This is a genomic window from Streptomyces sp. NPDC014889, from assembly GCF_043081205.1.
Lineage (GTDB): Bacteria > Actinomycetota > Actinomycetes > Streptomycetales > Streptomycetaceae > Streptomyces.
This window is the reverse complement of sequence record NZ_JBIBWH010000006.1, coordinates 41287-60069: the sequence shown is the minus strand read 5'-3', so window position 1 is coordinate 60069 and position 18783 is coordinate 41287. Positions and strand designations below refer to the sequence as shown.

At 71.8% G+C, this 18783-nt stretch carries 18 protein-coding genes; 10 read left to right on the top strand and 8 right to left on the bottom strand.

Annotated elements, in window-relative coordinates; all coding sequences use genetic code 11:
• Positions 1-18 precede the first annotated feature (18 nt).
• From ACF09J_RS13025 to ACF09J_RS13005, 5 genes are all read right to left on the bottom strand, one after another.
• The gene (locus tag ACF09J_RS13025; protein ID WP_376401016.1) at positions 19-393 is read right to left on the bottom strand and encodes a hypothetical protein; all 375 of its coding nucleotides are present in this window, start codon (positions 391-393) and stop codon (positions 19-21) included.
• Between the two features lie 21 nt (positions 394-414).
• A complete protein-coding gene (locus ACF09J_RS13020) occupies positions 415-915 on the bottom strand; it encodes a roadblock/LC7 domain-containing protein (protein ID WP_392305477.1) in 501 nt (166 codons plus the stop codon).
• Positions 916-928: 13 nt separating this feature from the next.
• A complete protein-coding gene (locus tag ACF09J_RS13015) occupies positions 929-1777 on the bottom strand; it encodes a transcriptional regulator (RefSeq protein WP_392305476.1) in 849 nt (282 codons plus the stop codon).
• Positions 1774-2166 (bottom strand): hypothetical protein, encoded by a 393-nt coding sequence (locus ACF09J_RS13010; protein ID WP_392305475.1) that lies wholly within the window; start codon positions 2164-2166, stop codon positions 1774-1776. The genes ACF09J_RS13015 and ACF09J_RS13010 overlap by 4 nt, the downstream gene beginning before the upstream one ends.
• 243 nt (positions 2167-2409) lie before the next feature.
• Positions 2410-3831, bottom strand: a complete 1422-nt coding sequence (locus ACF09J_RS13005; RefSeq protein ID WP_392305474.1) for a diaminopimelate decarboxylase — start codon at positions 3829-3831, stop codon at positions 2410-2412.
• Between the two features lie 181 nt (positions 3832-4012).
• On the opposite strand from ACF09J_RS13005, the gene hutU reads away from it, so the two are divergent.
• From hutU to hutI, 4 genes are all read left to right on the top strand, one after another.
• The gene (hutU, locus tag ACF09J_RS13000) at positions 4013-5731 is read left to right on the top strand and encodes a urocanate hydratase (protein WP_392305473.1); all 1719 of its coding nucleotides are present in this window, start codon (positions 4013-4015) and stop codon (positions 5729-5731) included.
• Between the two features lie 83 nt (positions 5732-5814).
• A complete protein-coding gene (locus tag ACF09J_RS12995) occupies positions 5815-7020 on the top strand; it encodes an allantoate amidohydrolase (protein WP_392305827.1) in 1206 nt (401 codons plus the stop codon).
• A complete protein-coding gene (locus ACF09J_RS12990; RefSeq protein WP_392305472.1) occupies positions 7017-8405 on the top strand; it encodes a formimidoylglutamate deiminase in 1389 nt (462 codons plus the stop codon). The genes ACF09J_RS12995 and ACF09J_RS12990 overlap by 4 nt, the downstream gene beginning before the upstream one ends.
• A gap of 26 nt (positions 8406-8431) precedes the next feature.
• On the top strand, positions 8432-9604 hold the full coding sequence (gene hutI / locus ACF09J_RS12985; RefSeq protein WP_392305471.1) for an imidazolonepropionase: 1173 nt from the start codon (positions 8432-8434) through the stop codon (positions 9602-9604).
• Positions 9605-9730: 126 nt separating this feature from the next.
• Here hutI and ACF09J_RS12980 read toward each other — a convergent pair whose 3' ends face one another.
• A complete protein-coding gene (locus tag ACF09J_RS12980) occupies positions 9731-10666 on the bottom strand; it encodes an RNA polymerase sigma factor SigF (protein WP_392305470.1) in 936 nt (311 codons plus the stop codon).
• A 238-nt stretch (positions 10667-10904) separates the two neighbouring features.
• Here ACF09J_RS12980 and ACF09J_RS12975 point away from each other — a divergent pair, with 238 nt between their 5' ends.
• Together ACF09J_RS12975 and ACF09J_RS12970 are read left to right on the top strand one after the other, a co-directional pair.
• Positions 10905-11282 (top strand): STAS domain-containing protein, encoded by a 378-nt coding sequence (locus ACF09J_RS12975; protein ID WP_392305469.1) that lies wholly within the window; start codon positions 10905-10907, stop codon positions 11280-11282.
• A 249-nt stretch (positions 11283-11531) separates the two neighbouring features.
• Complete coding sequence (locus ACF09J_RS12970) at positions 11532-12080, top strand: ATP-binding protein (protein WP_392305468.1); 549 nt, start codon at positions 11532-11534, stop codon at positions 12078-12080.
• Between the two features lie 144 nt (positions 12081-12224).
• Here ACF09J_RS12970 and ACF09J_RS12965 read toward each other — a convergent pair whose 3' ends face one another.
• On the bottom strand, positions 12225-13763 hold the full coding sequence (locus tag ACF09J_RS12965) for a peptide MFS transporter (RefSeq protein ID WP_392305467.1): 1539 nt from the start codon (positions 13761-13763) through the stop codon (positions 12225-12227).
• 534 nt (positions 13764-14297) lie between these two features.
• On the opposite strand from ACF09J_RS12965, the gene ACF09J_RS12960 reads away from it, so the two are divergent.
• Positions 14298-14975, top strand: coding sequence for a response regulator transcription factor (locus ACF09J_RS12960; RefSeq protein ID WP_100571005.1), 678 nt, complete (start codon positions 14298-14300; stop codon positions 14973-14975).
• Positions 14976-15010: 35 nt separating this feature from the next.
• Positions 15011-16279 (top strand): ATP-binding protein, encoded by a 1269-nt coding sequence (locus tag ACF09J_RS12955; RefSeq protein WP_392305466.1) that lies wholly within the window; start codon positions 15011-15013, stop codon positions 16277-16279.
• A gap of 17 nt (positions 16280-16296) precedes the next feature.
• On the opposite strand, the gene ACF09J_RS12950 is transcribed toward ACF09J_RS12955, so the two are convergent.
• Positions 16297-16842 (bottom strand): GtrA family protein, encoded by a 546-nt coding sequence (locus ACF09J_RS12950; RefSeq protein WP_392305826.1) that lies wholly within the window; start codon positions 16840-16842, stop codon positions 16297-16299.
• 272 nt (positions 16843-17114) lie between these two features.
• Here ACF09J_RS12950 and ACF09J_RS12945 point away from each other — a divergent pair, with 272 nt between their 5' ends.
• Positions 17115-18254 (top strand): 5-(carboxyamino)imidazole ribonucleotide synthase, encoded by a 1140-nt coding sequence (locus ACF09J_RS12945; RefSeq protein WP_392305465.1) that lies wholly within the window; start codon positions 17115-17117, stop codon positions 18252-18254.
• Positions 18251-18778, top strand: a complete 528-nt coding sequence (gene purE / locus ACF09J_RS12940; protein WP_392305464.1) for a 5-(carboxyamino)imidazole ribonucleotide mutase — start codon at positions 18251-18253, stop codon at positions 18776-18778. Before ACF09J_RS12945 ends, purE begins: the two co-directional genes overlap by 4 nt.
• The last annotated feature ends 5 nt before the right edge of the window (positions 18779-18783 follow it).

The window sequence follows — 18783 nt, the reverse complement described above, 5'->3', positions numbered from 1 at the left end:
GGTCCGGCGGGGCCGGGGTCAGACCTCCAGGTCCTCCTCGATCCGCTTCAGCTGGTGGCGGGCCATCGCCAGGTTGGCCCGCTTGGCGTCCAGGACGAGGTAGAGGAACAGGCCGTTCCCGCCGCGCCCGCTGATCAGGCGGATCAGGTGGTACTGGTCGGTCAGGGTGATCAGGATGTCCTCGATCTGCGCCTTGAGGCCGAGGTGCTCCATCGTGCGCATCTTGGCCCGTACGACGTCGGTGTTGCCCGCGGCGGCGACGTTCAGGTCGAAGCTCTTGCTGCCGCCCATCGTGCCCAGCGCCATGCCGCTGGTGTAGTCGACGAGCGCGACGCCTGTCGCTCCCTCGATGGAGGCGAGCGCTTCCTTCAGGCAGGTCTCGGTGTTGGCCATGGCCAGGGTCTCCTTGTTCTGTCAACTTTCGGTGGTGGTGCGCGCGTTGGTGGCGCTGGTGCGCGGCGCGCGGGTGGTTCTGGTCCGTGCGGTGCCGGTCCTGGTGGCCGGTTTCACGGCCTTCGCGGGCGTCCTGCCGGGAGCCTTGGCCGCCTCGGCGTCGACCAGTTCCCCGATGCGGGCGCCCGCCCGGCGGCCCTCCAGGTGCAGACGGCCGACGTTGACGCGGTCCTCGGCGAGCAGGGTCAGCACCGCGGTGCGGCCCGCCGCGTAGGTCGCGACATAGCCGTGGACGCCCCGCACGAGCAGCTCGCGCAGATCGCCCTGGCCGGTCATGTCCGCCATGCGCACGGCGACGCCGAGCGCGGTAGCGGTGAGCGCGGCCACGCTCTCCGGCTCCACGCCGGGGGTGTCGTGGGCCAGTACGAGGCCGTCGACGCTGGCGGCGAGGGCGCCGGTGAGCTGGGGTACCCGGGCTCTGAGCCGACGCAGCTCGTCCAGGATTTCGGGCTCGGCTGCCATCCGGTGTCTCCTCTCAAAGGGCCTCCAGCGCATCCCTGAGCCTCTTCAGCAGCGTGATGTGGGGGTCGGTGGTGTACGCCGGCCGGTCGGCGAGCGTGTGGGTCTGCCCGGCGCCGTCCGGTACGGGCGCGTCCTCCGGTGCGACGGCCGGCGCGACGAGCCCCGCGGCCGCCAGACGCCGTACGTCCACCAGGGTGTGGAACGCCTGCCGGCCCAGTTCCCTGGCCAGGTCCGTGGCCGTGCGGGTGCCGTCGATCCGCTCCAGGAGCGTCTGCTGGCGGGGCGTCAGTTTCGGTGCCGCGGTGGTGTGCGTCCGCACCAGCGGGGCGCTGTCCGGCGCGGCGTCGGGCCAGACGCGGTGCAGCAACTCGCGGCGGCGCAGGATCTCGCGCTCCAGGGCGGCCAACGGGACCGGCAGGACGGGGCCGAGCGGGTGGGCGATGCCGTAGCGGAACCGGCCCGGGGTGCTGCTCGGGGCGAGCGCGAAGTAGGCGGCGTCGTGGAGCGCGCCCAGGTGGCACAGCTCCAGGGCGCCCTCGGTCAGATGGCCGCCGGCCAGCAGCAGGTGTGCGGCGCCGTGCCGGTCGTCGGCCTGGGCGACCGCGTCCCGCCACGCCTCGGCCGTCAGCGTGCCGTGGGCGGTGAGCAGCAGGTCGAGGCCGGGGCTCAGGGGGCTCTCGGCGTGCGCGACGCGGCCCTCGGTCAGGTAGAGCGTGCCGTGTTCGCGGACCAGGACGCCGGTGGCCTGCTCGGCGGCGAGCCGGGTCAGCATCGGCGAGAGGCCGCCCCAGGCCCGGTCGGCCTCGGCCGGCTTGCTGCGCATCGGCAGTTGGGGCGGGGATGGAATGTCGACCACGGTCATCCCAGCACCAGCCGCTCGGCCATCTCGCCCAGGCGTATGCGGGCCAGGGCGAGGTTGCCTTCGGCGCGGGTCAGCCACAGGTGCAGGAAGACGCTGCTGTCGAAGGACGTGTCCACGAACCGCAGCAGGTGGTAGCTGTCGCGGTTGCTGACGATCAGGTCCTCCACCGGAGGAAGCTCGCCGTCGGGGTCCTCGGCGGCGGCGAAGGCGCCGTGCTCGGCGGCCAGCCGGGCCAGTTCGGCGGCCTCCGCCGCGGTGGTCTCGTGGTCGCCGCCCGGGGACTCCCCGACGGTGCCCAGGGCAAGTCCGCTCGTCCAGTCGACCAGCGCGGCGCCTCTGGCACCGGGCAGCCGCATGGCTTCCAGTAGGCACTCGTCGATTCCGGGCACCGTTGTTCCTCTCCCACCGGGGGTTCGGCTGAGTGATGCCGAGGCTACGCAGGGTGTACGCCGGTGGTGAGGGTTACGGCATTTTCCGGTGGAACATGCGACCGAGGGGCTAACGTGGGTCGACTGAACCGGGTTTCGGGCGGGTCGTGCCGTATCTCCGGTGCGCCGCAAGGCATTTGACGTGCCTCGATGTTGTGGACCTCCCCCTGGCTTCCTGGACTGCCTTGAGGCCCTGGGCGTTCCTCAGGCGCGCTCGGGTGCGCGCAAGGTGGTGAGCGCCGAGGCGTGCGCCCCTCCGGACTCGGTCACGATCTCCTCGACCGGCTGCGGCTCGCGCACGAGGGCGAAGGCGACACCTCCGGAGCCGTCCGGGACGTAGCCGTGGACCCCAGGCCGGGGCAGGGAGTTGTAGGCGTAGTGGTGGGCGAAGTAGTAGGCCCCGGTGTCCAGCGCCGCCACGTGGTCGCCCGGTTCGAGCGCGGCGAGCGCGCGGGCCTCGGCGAGCAGGTCCCCCGCGAAGCAGGCGGGCCCGGCCACGTCCTGCACCACCTCGGGGCCGGGCTTGGGCCGCCCCTTCGCGTCGTACGCGGCCAGACGCAGCGGCCAGGCCTCCGGCACGTAGACGGTGCGGGTCGCGACCTGCACGCCCGCGTGGGTCACGGCGACCGGCCGCCCCCCGGCGCTCTTGGTGTACTCCACCCGCGCCACCATCGTGCCCTGCTTGGCCAGCAGCGAGCGCCCGAACTCGGTCACCAGCCCGTACCGCCCCTCGCACAGCCCCGGCACCACCTCGCGCAGCAGCCGCGCATAGTGCGCGTACGTCGGCGTGGTCGCCTCGGAGCTGAAGTTCACCGGCAGCCCGCCGCCGATGTCGAGGGTGTCGATCTGCCGCCGCCCGGCCCGCGCGTTGATCTCCTCGGCCAGCTCGTACGTCCGCGCCGCGCCCTCTGCCATCAGGGAGAGCGGGATGCCCTGGGACCCGGTGTGGGCATGCAGCCGGGTCAGCCACGGACGGTCGAGATACGCCCGCACGACCCACTCGCGGGCGCCCTCGTCGCGCAGCGCCACCCCGAACTTCGAGGTCGCCGTGGCCGTCGACAGCGCCTCGATGGCACCCCCGCCGACCTGCGCATTCACCCGTATCCCGAGCGGTGAGCGAGGGGTGGCGGAGCCCACGAGGGCGTCGATGCGGGCCAGCTCCTGGGGGTTGTCCGCGTTGACGGCGATGCCGAGTTCCAGCGCCTCGCGCAGTTCGGCAGGTGTCTTGGCGGGGGAGTCGAGGACGGTACGGGCGGGCGGGACCCCGGCCGCCCGCGCCAGCGCCAGTTCCCCCGGGCTCGCCACCTCGGCGCCGATGCCCTCCTCGTGCAGCAGCCGCAGGACGGGCACGAGCGGGGTCGCCTTGACCGCGAAGGCGTGCAGCACCGGGGTTCCCGGCGCCAGCACCGCGTCGAACGCCGCCCGGAGCGCCGCCGCGGACTCCCGGATGCCGGTGACGTCGAGCAGGCCCACGACGGGGGAGCCGGGGCCGACCAGCCCCTGGGTCACGGCGGCCCGCACCGCCTGGTCCCGCCGCACGGCCCGCTCGCGGTCCGCCTCGCCGAAGCCCTGGTCCGTGCCCTGGTCGACGTCCTGGTCGATGTCCTGGTCGATGTCCTTGTCCATGCCGCGCCCCCGGTCCCGTCGGTGTGCCTCCAGGTCCTGCCTTCCTGACCTGGCGGCGGCCAAACATCGGCCCGCCGCGCACGCCGGCGCGCGTCCCTGTATTGACTAGCCCTATTCATCACGCCAGGATGTGAATAGACACAGTAATAATCGCCCGGGAGCACCCACCAGGAGGCAGACCATGTCAGGACCCCGCCCGCCCGTCTCCCGCCACCACCCTCAAACGAGGCCCTACGGGCCGCCCCCTGGTGGGGTACAAGCGCCGCGCGGTACGGAACTGAGCGCCCTGGGATGGCAGCAGGAAGCCGCCCTGCGGATGCTCCAGAACAACCTCGACCCCGAGGTCGCCGAGCACCCGGACAAGCTCGTCGTCTACGGCGGCACCGGCAGGGCCGCCCGCGACTGGCGCTCCTTCGACGCCATGGTCCGCACGCTGCGGACCCTCAAGGCCGACGAGACCATGCTCGTCCAGTCCGGCCGCCCGGTCGGCGTCATGCAGACCCACGAGTGGGCCCCGCGCGTGCTGCTGGCCAACTCCAACCTCGTCGGCGACTGGGCCAACTGGGAGGAGTTCCGCCGCCTGGAGGCCCTCGGCCTGACCATGTACGGCCAGATGACCGCCGGCTCCTGGATCTACATCGGCACCCAGGGCATTCTCCAGGGCACCTACGAGACCTTCGCCGCCGTCGCCGCGAAGAAGTTCGGCGGCACGCTCGCCGGGACGATCACCCTGACCGCCGGCCTCGGCGGCATGGGCGGCGCCCAGCCGCTCGCCGTCACCATGAACGACGGCGTGGCCATCTGCATCGACTGCGACCCGCGCGCCATCGAGCGGCGTATCGAGCACCGCTACCTGGACGTGAGGGCCGACTCCCTGGAGCAGGCCCTCCACCTGGCCGTGGAGGCGCGCGACCAGCGCAAGCCGCTGTCCATCGGCGTCCTCGGCAACGCCGCCGAACTCGTCCCGCAGCTCCTCGCGATGAGCGCGCCCATCGACATCGTCACCGACCAGACCTCCGCCCACGACCCGCTGGCCTACCTGCCGCTGGGCACCGACTTCGACGACATGGCCGACGCCGCGGCCAAGGACCCGGCCGGCTTCACCACCCGGGCCCGCGAGTCCATGGCCCGCCACGTCGAGGCCATGGTCGGCTTCATGGACGCCGGCGCCGAGGTCTTCGACTACGGCAACTCGATCCGCGGCGAGGCCCAACTCGCCGGGTACGAGCGGGCGTTCGCCTTCCCCGGGTTCGTCCCCGCCTACATCCGGCCGCTGTTCTGCGAGGGCAAGGGCCCGTTCCGCTGGGCCGCGCTGTCCGGTGAGGCGTCCGACATCGCCAAGACCGACAAGGCGATCCTGGAGCTGTTCCCCGAGAACGAGTCCCTGGCGCGCTGGATCAAGATGGCCGGCGAACGCGTCCACTTCCAGGGCCTGCCCGCCCGCATCTGCTGGCTCGGCTACGGCGAGCGCGACAAGGCGGGCGAGCGGTTCAACGACATGGTCGCGAGCGGTGAGCTCCAGGCGCCGATCGTGATCGGCCGCGACCACCTCGACTGCGGCTCCGTCGCCTCCCCGTACCGCGAGACCGAGGCCATGCTCGACGGCTCCGACGCGATCGCCGACTGGCCGCTGCTGAACGCGATGGTGAACGTGGCCTCGGGCGCGTCCTGGGTGTCGATCCACCACGGCGGCGGCGTCGGCATGGGACGGTCCATCCACGCCGGACAGGTGACGGTCGCCGACGGGACCCCGCTCGCCGGGGAGAAGATCCGCCGGGTGCTCACCAACGACCCCGGCATGGGCGTGATCCGGCACGTGGACGCCGGGTACGACATCGCGGACTCGGTGGCCGGCGAACGCGGGGTGCGCGTGCCCATGCGCGAGGGCGAGGAGGCGTGACGCGGCATCCGGCCGACCCGAGCGAGGCCCGTCCGACCGCGACGCGGACCCCGTCGCCCGCCGTGGGCGACTCCTTCCACACGATGTGGCGGGAGCTGCTCCCCATCGGGCGCCATGCCGAGTCCGGCGGTTACCGGCGTTTCGCCTGGAACGCGGCCGACGCCGAGTGCCGGGCCTGGTTCCGGCAGCAGGCCGAGGACCGCGGCCTGGCCTACGAGGTCGACCGCAACGGCAATCAGTGGGCCTGGCTCGGCGACCCCGCGACCGGGGACGCCGTGGTCACCGGGTCGCACCTCGACTCCGTGCCCGACGGCGGGGCCTTCGACGGGCCGCTGGGCGTCGTGTCCTCCTTCGCCGCCCTCGACGAACTGCGCGGCAGGAACGCGCGGTTCACCAAGCCGCTGGCCATCGTCAACTTCGGTGACGAGGAGGGCGCGCGGTTCGGGCTCGCCTGCACCGGCTCGCGGCTGACCGCCGGGCACCTCACCGTCGAGCAGGCGCACCGGCTCACCGACGCCGACGGGATCACGCTGCCCAGGGCCATGGAGGCCGCCGGGTACGACCCCGACGCCATCGGCCCCGACCCGGAGCGGCTCGCACGCATCGGCGCCTTCGTCGAACTGCACGTCGAGCAGGGCCGCGCCCTCGACCTGACGGGCGACGCCGTCGGTGTGGCCAGCGCCATCTGGCCGCACGGGCGGTGGCGGTTCGACTTCCGGGGCGAGGCCAACCACGCGGGCACCACCCGGCTCGTCGACCGGCGCGACCCGATGCTGCCGTACGCCGAGACCGTGCTCGCCGCCCGGCGCGAGGCCGCGCTCGCCGGTGCCGTCGCCACCTTCGGCAAGATCGCCGTCGAGCCGAACGGCGTCAACGCGATCCCGTCCCTGGTGCGCGGCTGGCTCGACTCCCGCGCCGCCGACCAGGCGACCCTGGACACCGTGGTCACCGGCGTCGAGAAGGCGGCCCGCGAGTACGCCGCCGCGCACGGCGCCGACCTGGACGTGGTCCGCGAGTCCTTCACGCCCGTCGTCGAGTTCGACCACGCGCTGCGCGACGAACTCGCCCGCCTCCTGGCCACGACGAGCGCGTGCCTGAAGGTGCCGGTGCTCGGCACGGGCGCCGGACACGACGCCGGAATCCTGTCCGGGACCGTCCCGACCGCCATGCTGTTCGTGCGCAACCCCACCGGTGTCTCGCACTCCCCGGCCGAGTTCGCGGCCGAGGACGACTGCGTGGCCGGGGTGCGCGCGCTCGCCGACGTACTGGAAGGGCTGGCCTGCACGTGACCCCCACCGAGCAGACGCGGACGTATTGGCTGGAGCAGGCCTGGCTCGGCACCCTCCCCCGAGCTCTCGACGGCGCTCGGGCAGGGGGGACCCTCATCGAGCCGGGCGTGGCGCTCGACGTGCGCGGCGGCCGCATCGCGGCCGTCCGCACCGGGGTGCCCGTCCCGGAGCCGGGTGCCGAGGTGCTGCGGGGGCTCACGGTCCCGGGGCTCGCCAACGCGCACAGCCATGCCTTCCACCGGGCTCTGCGCGGCACCGTCCAGGTCGGCTCGGGGACCTTCTGGACCTGGCGCGAGGTCATGTACTCCACCGCCGACCGGCTCACTCCCGAGACGTACCACGCGCTGGCCCGCGCGGTGTACGCCGAGATGGCCCTGGCCGGCATCACGGCCGTCGGCGAGTTCCACTACGTCCACCACGCGCGGGGAGGCACCCGGTACGCCGACCCGAACGCGATGGGCGAGGCACTGATCGCGGCCGCCGCCGAGGCCGGGATCCGCATCACCCTCCTCGACACCTGCTATCTGTCCTCCGGATTCGGGCAGCCGCCCGACACCCACCAGCTCCGCTTCTCCGACGGGACGGCCGAGGCCTGGGCCGAACGCTGTTCAGATCTCAAGGAACACGATCACGCGCGGATCGGTGCCGCCGTGCACTCCGTACGGGCCGTGCCCGCGCGGGAACTGGCGACGGTGGCGCGGTGGGCCGAGGAGCGGCGGGCCCCGCTCCACGTGCACCTGTCTGAGCAGACCGCCGAGAACGACGCATGCCAGGCCGCCCACGGGTGCACCCCGGCCCGGCTGCTGGCCGACCACGGCGTCCTCGGCCCGCGCACGACCGGCGTGCACAACACCCACCTGACCGACGAGGACATCGCCCTGCTCGGCGGCTCCGGCACCGGCACCTGCATGTGCCCGACCACCGAGCGCGACCTGGCCGACGGCATCGGACCCGCCATCGCCCTCCAGCGCGCGGGCTCCCCGCTCTGTCTGGGCTCCGACAGCCACGCCGTCATCGACCTGCTCGAGGAGGCCCGCGCGATGGAGTTGAACGAGCGGCTGCGCACCCGCGCCCGCGGCCACTGGACGGCCGCGTCCCTGCTGCGGGCCGCCACCGCCGACGGCCACGCCGCCCTTGGCTGGTCCGACGCGGGCAGCCTCACCCCCGGCGCCCACGCCGACTTCACGACGATCGCGCTGGACTCGGTCAGGACAGCGGGGACGCTGCCCAGGCTCGGCGCCGAGACGGCCGTATTCGCGGCGACCGCAGCCGACGTACGCCATACGGTCGTGGCCGGCCGGCACATCGTGCGGGACGGCGCCCACACCCTCGTACCGGATGTGCCGTCGGCGCTGGCAGGCGCCGTCGAGGTACTGCGCGGCTGAATCCCCCCGTCACCCCTGAGGACACCATGAGCAGCACCGTCATCACCAACATCGCCACGCTGGTCACCAACGACCCCTCCCTCGGTGACGGATCCCCCCTCGGACTGGTCCGGGACGCGGCCGTCGTCATCGAGGGCGACCACGTCGTGTGGACCGGTGAATCCAGGAAAGCACCCACCACTGACAACCGGGTCGACGCCGGCGGCCGGGCGGTGATCCCCGGCTTCGTCGACTCCCACTCCCACCTGGTCTTCGCGGGCGACCGCACCGAGGAGTTCAACGCCCGCATGTCCGGCCGGGCCTACAGCGCCGGCGGCATCCGCACCACCGTCGCCGCCACCCGCGCCGCCACCGACGCGGAGCTGGAGGCCAACCTCACCCACTACCTCGCCGAGGCCCTGCGCCAGGGCACGACCACGTTCGAGACCAAGTCCGGCTACGGCCTCACGGTCGCCGACGAGGCCCGCGCCCTGCGCATCGCCGCCGCGCACACCGACGAGGTCACCTACCTCGGCGCCCACATCGTCTCCCCGGACCACGCCGAGGACCCGGCGGCGTACGTCGCCCTGGTCACCGGGGAGATGCTGGACGAGTGCGCCCCGCACGCCCGCTGGATCGACGTCTTCTGCGAGAAGGGCGCCTTCGACGGCGACCAGGCCCGGGAGATCCTCACCGCGGGCAGGGCGAAGGGCCTGCTCCCGCGCATCCACGCCAACCAGCTCGGCTACGGCCCGGGCGTCCAGCTCGCCGTCGAGCTGGACGCGGCCAGCGCCGACCACTGCACCCACCTGACCGACGCGGACGTGGACGCGCTGGCGAACGGGAACACGGTCGCCACGCTCCTGCCCGGCGCCGAGTTCTCCACCCGGGCCCAGTGGCCCGACGCCCGCCGTCTCCTCGACGCCGGCGTCACGGTCGCCCTGTCCACCGACTGCAACCCGGGCTCGTCCTTCACGTCGTCGGTGCCCTTCTGCGTCGCGCTCGCCGTACGCGACATGGGCATGACCCCGGACGAGGCGGTCTGGGCTGCGACGGCGGGCGGTGCGCGGGCCCTGCGCCGCGACGACGTCGGCCGGCTGTCCCCGGGCGCCCGCGCCGACCTCGCCGTCCTCGACGCGCCCAGCCACGTCCACCTGGCCTACCGGCCGGGCGTCCCGCTGGTCACCGAGGTCTGGCGGCGCGGCGTGCGCGAGGTCTGAGCAGGCCTGAACAGTTCTGAACAGGTCTGAACAGGCTGAGAGCAGGACCGCTCAGGGCGGCGGTGAGGCGCCGGTCGCGGCTGTCGAGCCCGTCGACCGGCGCCTCACCGCCGCCCCGTCACCCGGTCACTCCTCGAGCGTCAGGCCCTTGCGCAGTTGTCCGAGTGTGCGGGACAGCAGCCGCGAGACGTGCATCTGCGAGATGCCCAGTTCCTCGCCGATCTCCGACTGGGTCATATTGGCGACGAACCGCAGGGACAGGATCTTCCGGTCCCTGGAGGGCAGCTGCGCGATCAGCGGCTTCAGCGCCTCGACGTACTCGATGCCTTCGAGCCCGTGGTCCTCGTAGCCGATGCGGTCCGCGAGGGCGCCCTCGGAGTCGTCCTCCTCGGGCTGGGCGTCCAGCGACGAAGCGGTGTAGGCGTTGGAGGCGGCCATGCCCTCCACCACCTCGTCCCTGGACAGACCGAGGTGCTCGGCGAGTTCGGCGACGGTCGGGGCGCGGTCAAACCGCTGGGCCAGTTCGTCACCGGCCTTGGCGAGGTCGAGGCGCAGTTCCTGGAGCCGGCGCGGGACGCGCACGGACCAGGAGGTGTCGCGGAAGAAGCGCTTGATCTCACCGATGATGGTGGGCATCGCGAACGTGGGGAACTCCACGCCCCGGGACAGTTCGAACCGGTCGATCGCCTTGATCAGGCCGATGGTGCCGACCTGGATGATGTCCTCCATCGGCTCGCTGCGGGAGCGGAAACGGGAGGCGGCGAACTTGACGAGCGCGAGGTTGAGCTCGACGAGCGTGTTGCGGACGTACGAGTAGGGGTGCGTGCCCTCCTCGAGGGACTCCAGCCGCTCGAAGAGGGCCTTGGAGAGGGCCCGGGCGTCGTCGGGCGCCACTTCGTCGTACGGGGGGATGTCCGGAAGTCCGGCCAGTGCGTCGGCCTGATCGGCCCGCTCGGCGCGTACGTCGGGAAATTCGATGGGATCCAGGTGCTCCGTGGGGGATGCCGACGTCGCCATCCGGGTATGCGAGGCGTCGAGCCGGGGTGACATGATGTCCTCCATCGTTCTCGGCATATGGCTGCCGAAGCCAATATGTGCACTGCGGTGTGCGGCGCCTCCAAAGCCGGCCGTGTCGGGTGCGGGTCCCTACTAGCCCTACCCGCTTTCCCAACACCGCCGCAAGTTCCTTATGTGGGGCTATGTCCGATTGTGTGTAGTTGTTCGGGTGTCGGAGCGGTGAGGGAAGGCGTAGTGTTCGAGGGCGTCAGTCAGCAGCCAAGACCCCGGGAGAGAAGACGGCATGGACCGCGGGACGGTCGGCAGCGCACAGTCGGGCCGGCTTCTGGTGGAGGTGCGGCAAGAGGGCTCCAGTGCCGTCGTGACGCCGGCGGGTGAGCTCGATCACCACACGGCCGACCTGCTGCGCGAGCCGCTCGAGGAGTGCCTCGACAAGGGGCGCTCGCGCCTGGTGGTGGACTGTTCACGCCTGGAGTTCTGCGACTCCACGGGGCTGAACGTCCTGCTGGGCGCGCGGCTGAAGGCGGAGGCGGCCGGAGGGGGCGTGCATCTGGCCGGGATGCTGCCGGTGGTGGCCCGCGTGTTCGAGATCACAGGGGCGGACGCGGTCTTCACCGTGCACGGCTCCCTGGAGGACGCGCTGGCCGACGAGGCCGGCTGAGCCGGCCCCGGGTCCGTCGACGTGCCCCTTCCGTGCTCCGCGCCCGGCGTACGCCGGGCGTCGGCATGGCGGGCCGAAAACGGGGGTGTTCCCCTCGATCGGTCGGGCAGGAGACATCCTGAGTGGATCGGCCGCCCTCGCGAGTCGGCGACCGGGTTCGGCGTGTGTACGGACGTACCGACCGTGTACGTGTGAAGTGACTGGTGACTTTTGAATCGTGAACTGGTGAATCGGTGAGGTGAAGCGCTGATGGCCACCACCCGGCCTTACTCGCCGGGCGACCGCGGCCCGGAGCCCAGCGGCGCTTCCGGGGCGTCCGAGGGGGACGCGCCGGCGGGCGCGGTACCCCCAGGGGGTGCGACGGCCGTGCCGGCGGCCCCGTCCGGGAGTCGCCAGATCCGCAGGCTGAGCTTCGACGGCGAGAGCGGCGTCGTGCCGCTCGCCCGCGACTTCACCCGCCAGGCGCTGTACGCGTGGGGCTGGCTGCCCGCCGCGACCGCCGACCAGCGGGCCGCCGCGGAGGACGTACTCCTCGTCGTCTCCGAACTGGTCACCAACGCCTGCCTGCACGCCGAGGGCCCCGATCAGTTGGAGATCACCTGCGACAACAAGGTGATCCGCCTGGAGGTCTCCGACCGCGGCACAGGACAGCCCGCCCCGCGCACCCCGCACCGGGCGGGGCGTCCCGGCGGCCACGGCATGTTCATCGTCCAGCGGCTGTGCCTGGACTGGGGTGTCGTGCGCGCGCCCGGCGTCACCGGCAAGAGAGTGTGGGCCGAACTGGGGGCACCCGCCTGAACGGGAGCCGCTCGGCGAGGCCCGACGGCGACCGCGGCACGAGACGGCGCGAGGACCGGCGGCACGAGGGCGGCCACACGAAGACCGGCAACACGAAAGGGCCGCCCCGCGAGGGGCGGCCCTTTCGTGTTCCGGCAGGAGACGTCAGTGCACGTCGCCCATCAGGGACTTCACCTTCCGGCGGTACATGTACACCGCGACACCGGCGAGGGCGGCGAGGACCGCCTCCAGGGTGACCGCTCCCGTGCCGCTGAGGTCGACCCCGGCCACGGCGGGGTTGGACAGCAGGCTGGTGATGGAGTCGCCCGCGGTGACCGCGAGGAACCACACGCCCATCATCTGGCTGGCGTACTTGGCCGGGGCCATCTTGGTCGTCACCGACAGGCCGACCGGGGAGAGGCACAGCTCGCCGACGGTCTGGATCAGGTAGATGCCGACCAGCCACATCGGGCTGACCATGGTGTCGCCGCCGGCCATGCCCAGCGGCAGCAGGAAGAAGAAGAACGAGACGCCGATGAAGAACAGGGCGGCCGAGAACTTCGCGACCGTGCTCGGCTCCTTGCCCTTCCGGCTCAGCCACAGCCAGAACCAGGCGAAGACCGGGGCCAGCGCCATGATGAACACCGGGTTCAGCGACTGGTACCAGGAGGAGGGGAAGCCGAAGCCCAGCAGCGAGGAGGAGGTCTTGGTCTCACCGAACGCCTGGACCGTGGAGCCGCCCTGGTCGTAGATCATCCAGAAGGCGGCGGCCGCGACGAAGAACCAGATGTAGCCGGTCATCCTGGACTGCTCGACGCCCGACAGCTCCTTGTCGCGCTTGATGCGCAGCAGGACGCCGGCCGGGATGACCAGGCCGATGACCGTGAGCGGGATCATCGCCCAGTTCAGGGTGAAGTGGCCGGTGAAGCCGACGAGGCCGTAGAAGACGGCGGCGACCGCGAGCCAGGTCAGGCCCTTGCGCAGCCAGGAGGCGCGCTCGACGGCGTCCAGCGGCTTGGGCACGACGTTGCTCTGCGGGCTCAGGTTCCGGGTGCCGATGAGGAAGGCCGCGAGGCCGATCGCCATGCCCACGGCGGCGAGGCCGAAGCCCAGGTGCCAGCTGACCTGCTGACCGACGGTGCCGATGATCAGCGGCGCGAAGAAGGCACCCATGTTGATGCCCATGTAGAAGATCGTGAAGCCACCGTCGCGGCGCGGGTCGTCCGGGCCGTTGTAGAGGTGGCCGACCATGGTGGAGATGTTGGCCTTCAGCAGGCCGGAGCCGAGCGCGACCAGCGCGAGACCGGCGAAGAAGGGCGCCTGGCCGCCGGGCAGCGCCAGGACCGCGTGGCCCGCCATGATCGTGATCGCGGCGATCGCCACCGTCTTGCGGGGACCCCAGACGCGGTCACCCAGCCATCCGCCGGGCATGGCGAGCAGGTACACCATCGACAGATAGACGGAGTAGATGGCGGTGGTGGTGGCCAGGTCCATGCCGAGCCCACCGCTCATGCTCCCCTTCTTGGCGTCGGGGCCGCCGGAGAGCAGGTACACGACGAGCAGAGCCCGCATACCGTAGAAGCTGAAGCGCTCCCACATCTCGGTCATGAAGAGGGTGGCCAGGCCGCGGGGGTGGCCGAAGAAGGTCTTCTCGGAACCGGGGGTGCCCGGATGGACCGAGTCCTTCGTCAGGCTGGACGCCATGGTCGTTCCTTGCTGGTCGGGACGCGCCGCCCTCGGCGGTTACGCGCCCGGTGGGGGTGGCCGGCACCGGCAGGCCCGAGGTCCACCCCACGCCCAGGGGGAGTCCGCTCCGGATCGCGAAGCGGCGGACGACGGCCACCGGGATCCACACCTCTGCCCGCGTCGACGCGCGTACGAGGCCCGGCCCTAGGTCATTCTTCCCGGGCCGGCCCGGGCCGGCCCGCTCACAAAAGAGACCTTCAGCGTCAATACGATCGCCAAAGGTCCCCTGTGTGCATCAGACGTTCAATCCACCATACGGCAGGACACTGCCGGATATGGAAGGACTTGAGACATGGATCACAGGTTCCTGGGGAACCCTGCCCTGCTTTCGAAGGTCTATTACCGAGACCTCAAACGATCGCGTCCAGGCCGGCCGCGCCGCGAGGCGGGCCGCCCGAGCGGCACTCGACCGGCCGCAAGGTAAGAACCGCGCGTGTCGATCACACCGCAGGACCGCCCCAGCGGGCAGCGCGAGCGGACTACCATCGGCTCATGACCCGTGTACTGCTCGCCGAGGACGACGCGTCCATCTCGGAGCCGCTGGCCCGCGCACTGCGCAGGGAAGGTTACGAGGTCGAGGTGCGTGAGGACGGACCCGCCGCGCTCGACGCCGGAATGCAGGGCGGTGTCGACCTGGTCGTGCTGGACCTCGGACTGCCCGGCATGGACGGCCTGGAGGTTGCCCGCCGGCTGCGCTCCGACGGCCACACGGTGCCCATCCTGATCCTGACCGCACGCGCCGACGAGGTGGACACCGTCGTCGGCCTCGACGCGGGCGCCGACGACTACGTCACCAAGCCCTTCCGGCTCGCCGAACTGCTCGCCCGCGTCCGGGCCCTGCTGCGGCGCGGCGCCGCAGAGCCGCAGCAGCCGCCGGCCACGCACGGCGTGCGCATCGACGTCGAGTCCCACCGCGCGTGGATGGGCGACGAGGAGCTCCAGCTCACCGCCAAGGAGTTCGACCTGCTCCGGGTGCTCGTGCGGGACGCGGGCCGGGTCGTCACCCGCGACCAGCTGATGCGCGAGGTCTGGGACACCACGTGGTGGTCGTCCACCAAGACACTCGACATGCACATCTCGTGGCTGCGCAAGAAGCTCGGCGACGACGCGGCGAACCCCCGGTACATCGCGACCGTGCGCGGAGTCGGCTTCCGCTTCGAGAAGAGCTGAGCCCGCCGCCCCGTGCTTCCGTCAGGTAGGAGGACATGCGCCGCCGACTGATCCAGTCCACGCTTGCCGTGGTCCTGGTCGTGATCGCCGTCTTCGGCGTGTCCCTGGTGATCGTCGAGACCCGCACCATCAGCAGCAGCGCCCAGGAGCGCGTCGACTCCGAGGCGCTGCGGCTGGCCAGCATCGTCGACAGCCGGCTGCTCGGTGACGCGACGGTCAACGCGGGGATCCTGCGCCACCAGATGGCCGACGGTCAGTACGCCGTGATCGGCATCCCCGGGAAGCCGCCCATCCAGGTCGGCGACAAACCGTCCGGCGACGTGATCCACTCCACGGCCAAGGGAGAGCAGGGCGAGACCGTTCGGGTGGAGGAGCCCCGCTCCTCGGTGACCCGCGAGGTCGGCCGCACGCTGCTGATCATCGGCCTGGTCGCGCTGCTCGCGGTGGTCGCCGCGGTGCTGCTCGCAGTCCGCCAGGCCAACCGGCTCGCCTCCCCGCTGACCGACCTCGCCGAGACCGCCGAGCGTCTCGGATCCGGCGACCCGCGCCCCCGCCACAAGCGCTACGGCGTCCCGGAGCTGGACCGGGTCGCGGACGTGCTCGACGGATCGGCCGAGCGCATCGCCCGGATGCTGACCGCCGAGCGGCGGCTCGCCGCCGACGCCTCGCACCAGCTGCGTACGCCGCTGACCGCGCTGTCCATGCGCCTGGAGGAGATCACCCTCACCGACGACCCGGACACGGTGAAGGAGGAGGCGAACGTCGCCCTCACCCAGGTCGAGCGGCTGACCGACGTGGTGGACCGCCTGCTGACCAACGCCCGCGACCCGCGCACCGGCTCCGCCGTCTCCTTCGACCTCGATGAGGTCATCCAGCAGCAGATCGCCGAGTGGCGCCCCGCCTACCGCAGCGCCGGCCGTGCGATCGTCAGCTCCGGCAAACGGCACCTCCAGGCCGTGGGCACGCCGGGCGCCGTCGCGCAGGTGCTGGCCGCGCTGATCGAGAACTCCCTCATGCACGGCGGCGGCACGGTGGCGCTGCGCACCCGGGTGACCGGCAACCAGGCCGTGGTGGAGGTCACCGACGAGGGCTCCGGCGTCCCCGCCGACCTGGGCGCCCGGATCTTCGAGCGCACCATCAGCGGCCGCAACTCCACGGGCATCGGACTCGCCGTCGCCCGCGACCTCGCCGAGGCCGACGGCGGCCGCCTGGAACTGCTCCAGGCCCAGCCGCCCGTCTTCGGCCTGTTCCTGTCCCGCACCCCGCCGCTGAAGAGGCAGCCGGAGGACCCGACGGTGCGCTGACCGCCCGAGCCCGGGATCTAGCGGAAGGCGTTGGTCCGGGGCTTCTTCGACTCGGTCTGGAGGAAGGACTCCGCGCCCGCCACTGCCTGCCGGGCCGGCAGGGTGCGGAAGACCCAGGTGCGGTACGACCAGAAGCGGAACAGGGTGGCGATGCCGATGCCGAGGAACTTGAAGACGTTGCTCTGCAGCGGGCTGTCCCAGCCGAAGCCGTACGTCGCCAGGTACAGCACGCCGTTCTCGATCACCAAACCGACCACGCTGAACAGCAGGAACAGCGTCAGTTCCTTGGTGCGCCCGCTCTTGTCGCGGTCCCGGTAGGTGAAGTAGCGGAAGCCGATGTAGTTGAAGACGATCGCCACGACGGTGGCGATGACGCTCGCCCGCACCACCTGGAGTCCGGTCACGTGCCGCACCAGGTTGAACACGAGCAGGTTGACCAGCAGTCCCGCCCCGCCCACCGCGCCGAACTTCACGACCTCGCGCCAGAGCTGGTCCACGCGCCTGCGCAGCGCGCCGCGGGGCGCCGGGGGCGCCGGTCGAAGCCCCGAGGAACCATGTTCCATGGTCGTGCAGGCCCCCGTCTCGGTCGATTCCGTCAACCCGGCCATGCTAACCAGCGGCGCACGCCCGCGCCTGTGGACAAGGCATCAGCTCGGGAACGGGTCGGAAAGAGTCCGGGAAAAGGCGGGAAAGAGCCGTCGAAGCGACTGGTAAGAACGCCGATGGGGGCGCCGCCGCGTACGTCAGTGCGGGGGGTGACATCCCCGAGAGGCGCCGGTACGGCCCCGGCGGGCGCGGAAGCTGGGCGCGGCGCCGCGGCCGATACCCTAGGAGCGTGACGTTTCCGGTAGTCGGCATGGTCGGCGGTGGCCAGCTCGCTCGTATGACACACGAGGCGGGCATCCCGCTGGGCATCAGGTTCAAGCTCCTCAGTGACACTCCCCAGGACTCCGCGGCGCAGGTGGTGAGCGACGTCGTCATCGGCGACTACCGCGACCTGGACACGCTGCGCGCGTTCGCGCGGGGCTGCGACGTGATCACCTTCGATCACGAGCACGTCCCCACCGAGCACCTGCGGGCCCTGGAGGCGGACGGCATCCCCGTGCGCCCCGGCCCCGACGCGCTCGTGCACGCCCAGGACAAGGGCGTGATGCGCGCGCGGCTCGACGCGATCGGCGTGCCGTGCCCGCGGCACCGGATCGTGGCCGACCCGCAGGATGTCGCCGCGTTCGCTGCCGAGGGCGACGGGTTTCCCGTGGTCCTGAAGACCGTCCGCGGTGGTTACGACGGCAAGGGCGTGTGGGTGGTCGACTCCGTCGAGGAGGCCGCCGAGCCCTTCCGCGCCGGTGTGCCCGTCCTCGCCGAGGAGAAGGTCGACTTCGTCCGGGAACTCGCCGCCAACGTCGTACGCTCCCCGCACGGCCAGGCCGTGGCCTACCCGGTCGTCGAGTCGCGGCAGGTGAACGGCGTCTGCGACACCGTGATAGCCCCGGCACCCGACCTCGACGAGAGACTGGCCCTCCAGGCCGAGCAGCTCGCGCTGACCATCGCCAAGGAACTCGGTGTCGTCGGCCACCTCGCCGTCGAGCTGTTCCAGACCCGCGACGGGCGCATCCTCGTCAACGAGCTGGCGATGCGCCCGCACAACTCCGGCCACTGGTCGATGGACGGCGCCATCACCTCCCAGTTCGCCAACCACGTCCGCGCGGTCCTCGACCTCCCGCTCGGCGACCCCCGCCCGCGCGCCCGGTGGACCGTCATGGTGAACGTGCTCGGCGGCGACTATCCCGACATGTACTCCGCGTACCTGCACTGCATGGCCCGCGACCCCCAGCTCAAGATCCACATGTACGGCAAGGACGTGAAGCCCGGCCGCAAGGTCGGCCACGTCAACACCTACGGCGACGACCTGGACGACGTGTTGGAACGCGCCCGTCACGCAGCCGGCTACCTGAGAGGCACCATCACCGAATGAGCCCAGTTGTTGGCATCGTCATGGGGTCGGACTCCGACTGGCCCGTCATGGAGGCAGCCGCCGAGGCGCTCGACGAGTTCGAGATCTCCTACGAGGTCGACGTGGTCTCCGCGCACCGCATGCCGCGCGAGATGATCGCGTACGGCGAGCGTGCGGTGGACCGCGGACTGAAGGCGATCATCGCGGGCGCGGGCGGGGCCGCCCATCTGCCCGGCATGCTCGCCTCCGTGACGCCGCTGCCGGTGATCGGCGTGCCCGTCCCGCTGAAGTACCTGGACGGCATGGACTCCCTGCTGTCGATCGTGCAGATGCCGGCCGGGGTTCCGGTGGCGACCGTGTCCGTGGGCGGCGCCCGCAACGCGGGGCTGCTCGCCGCCCGGATGCTCGCCGCGCACGACGAGGAACTGCTCGCCCGGATGCGGGAGTTCCAGCAGGAGCTGAACGACCAGGCCACCGAGAAGGGCAAGCGGCTGCGCGCCAAGGTCGAGAACTCCGGCGGCTTCGGCTTCGGCACGGGGAAGTGACGCCG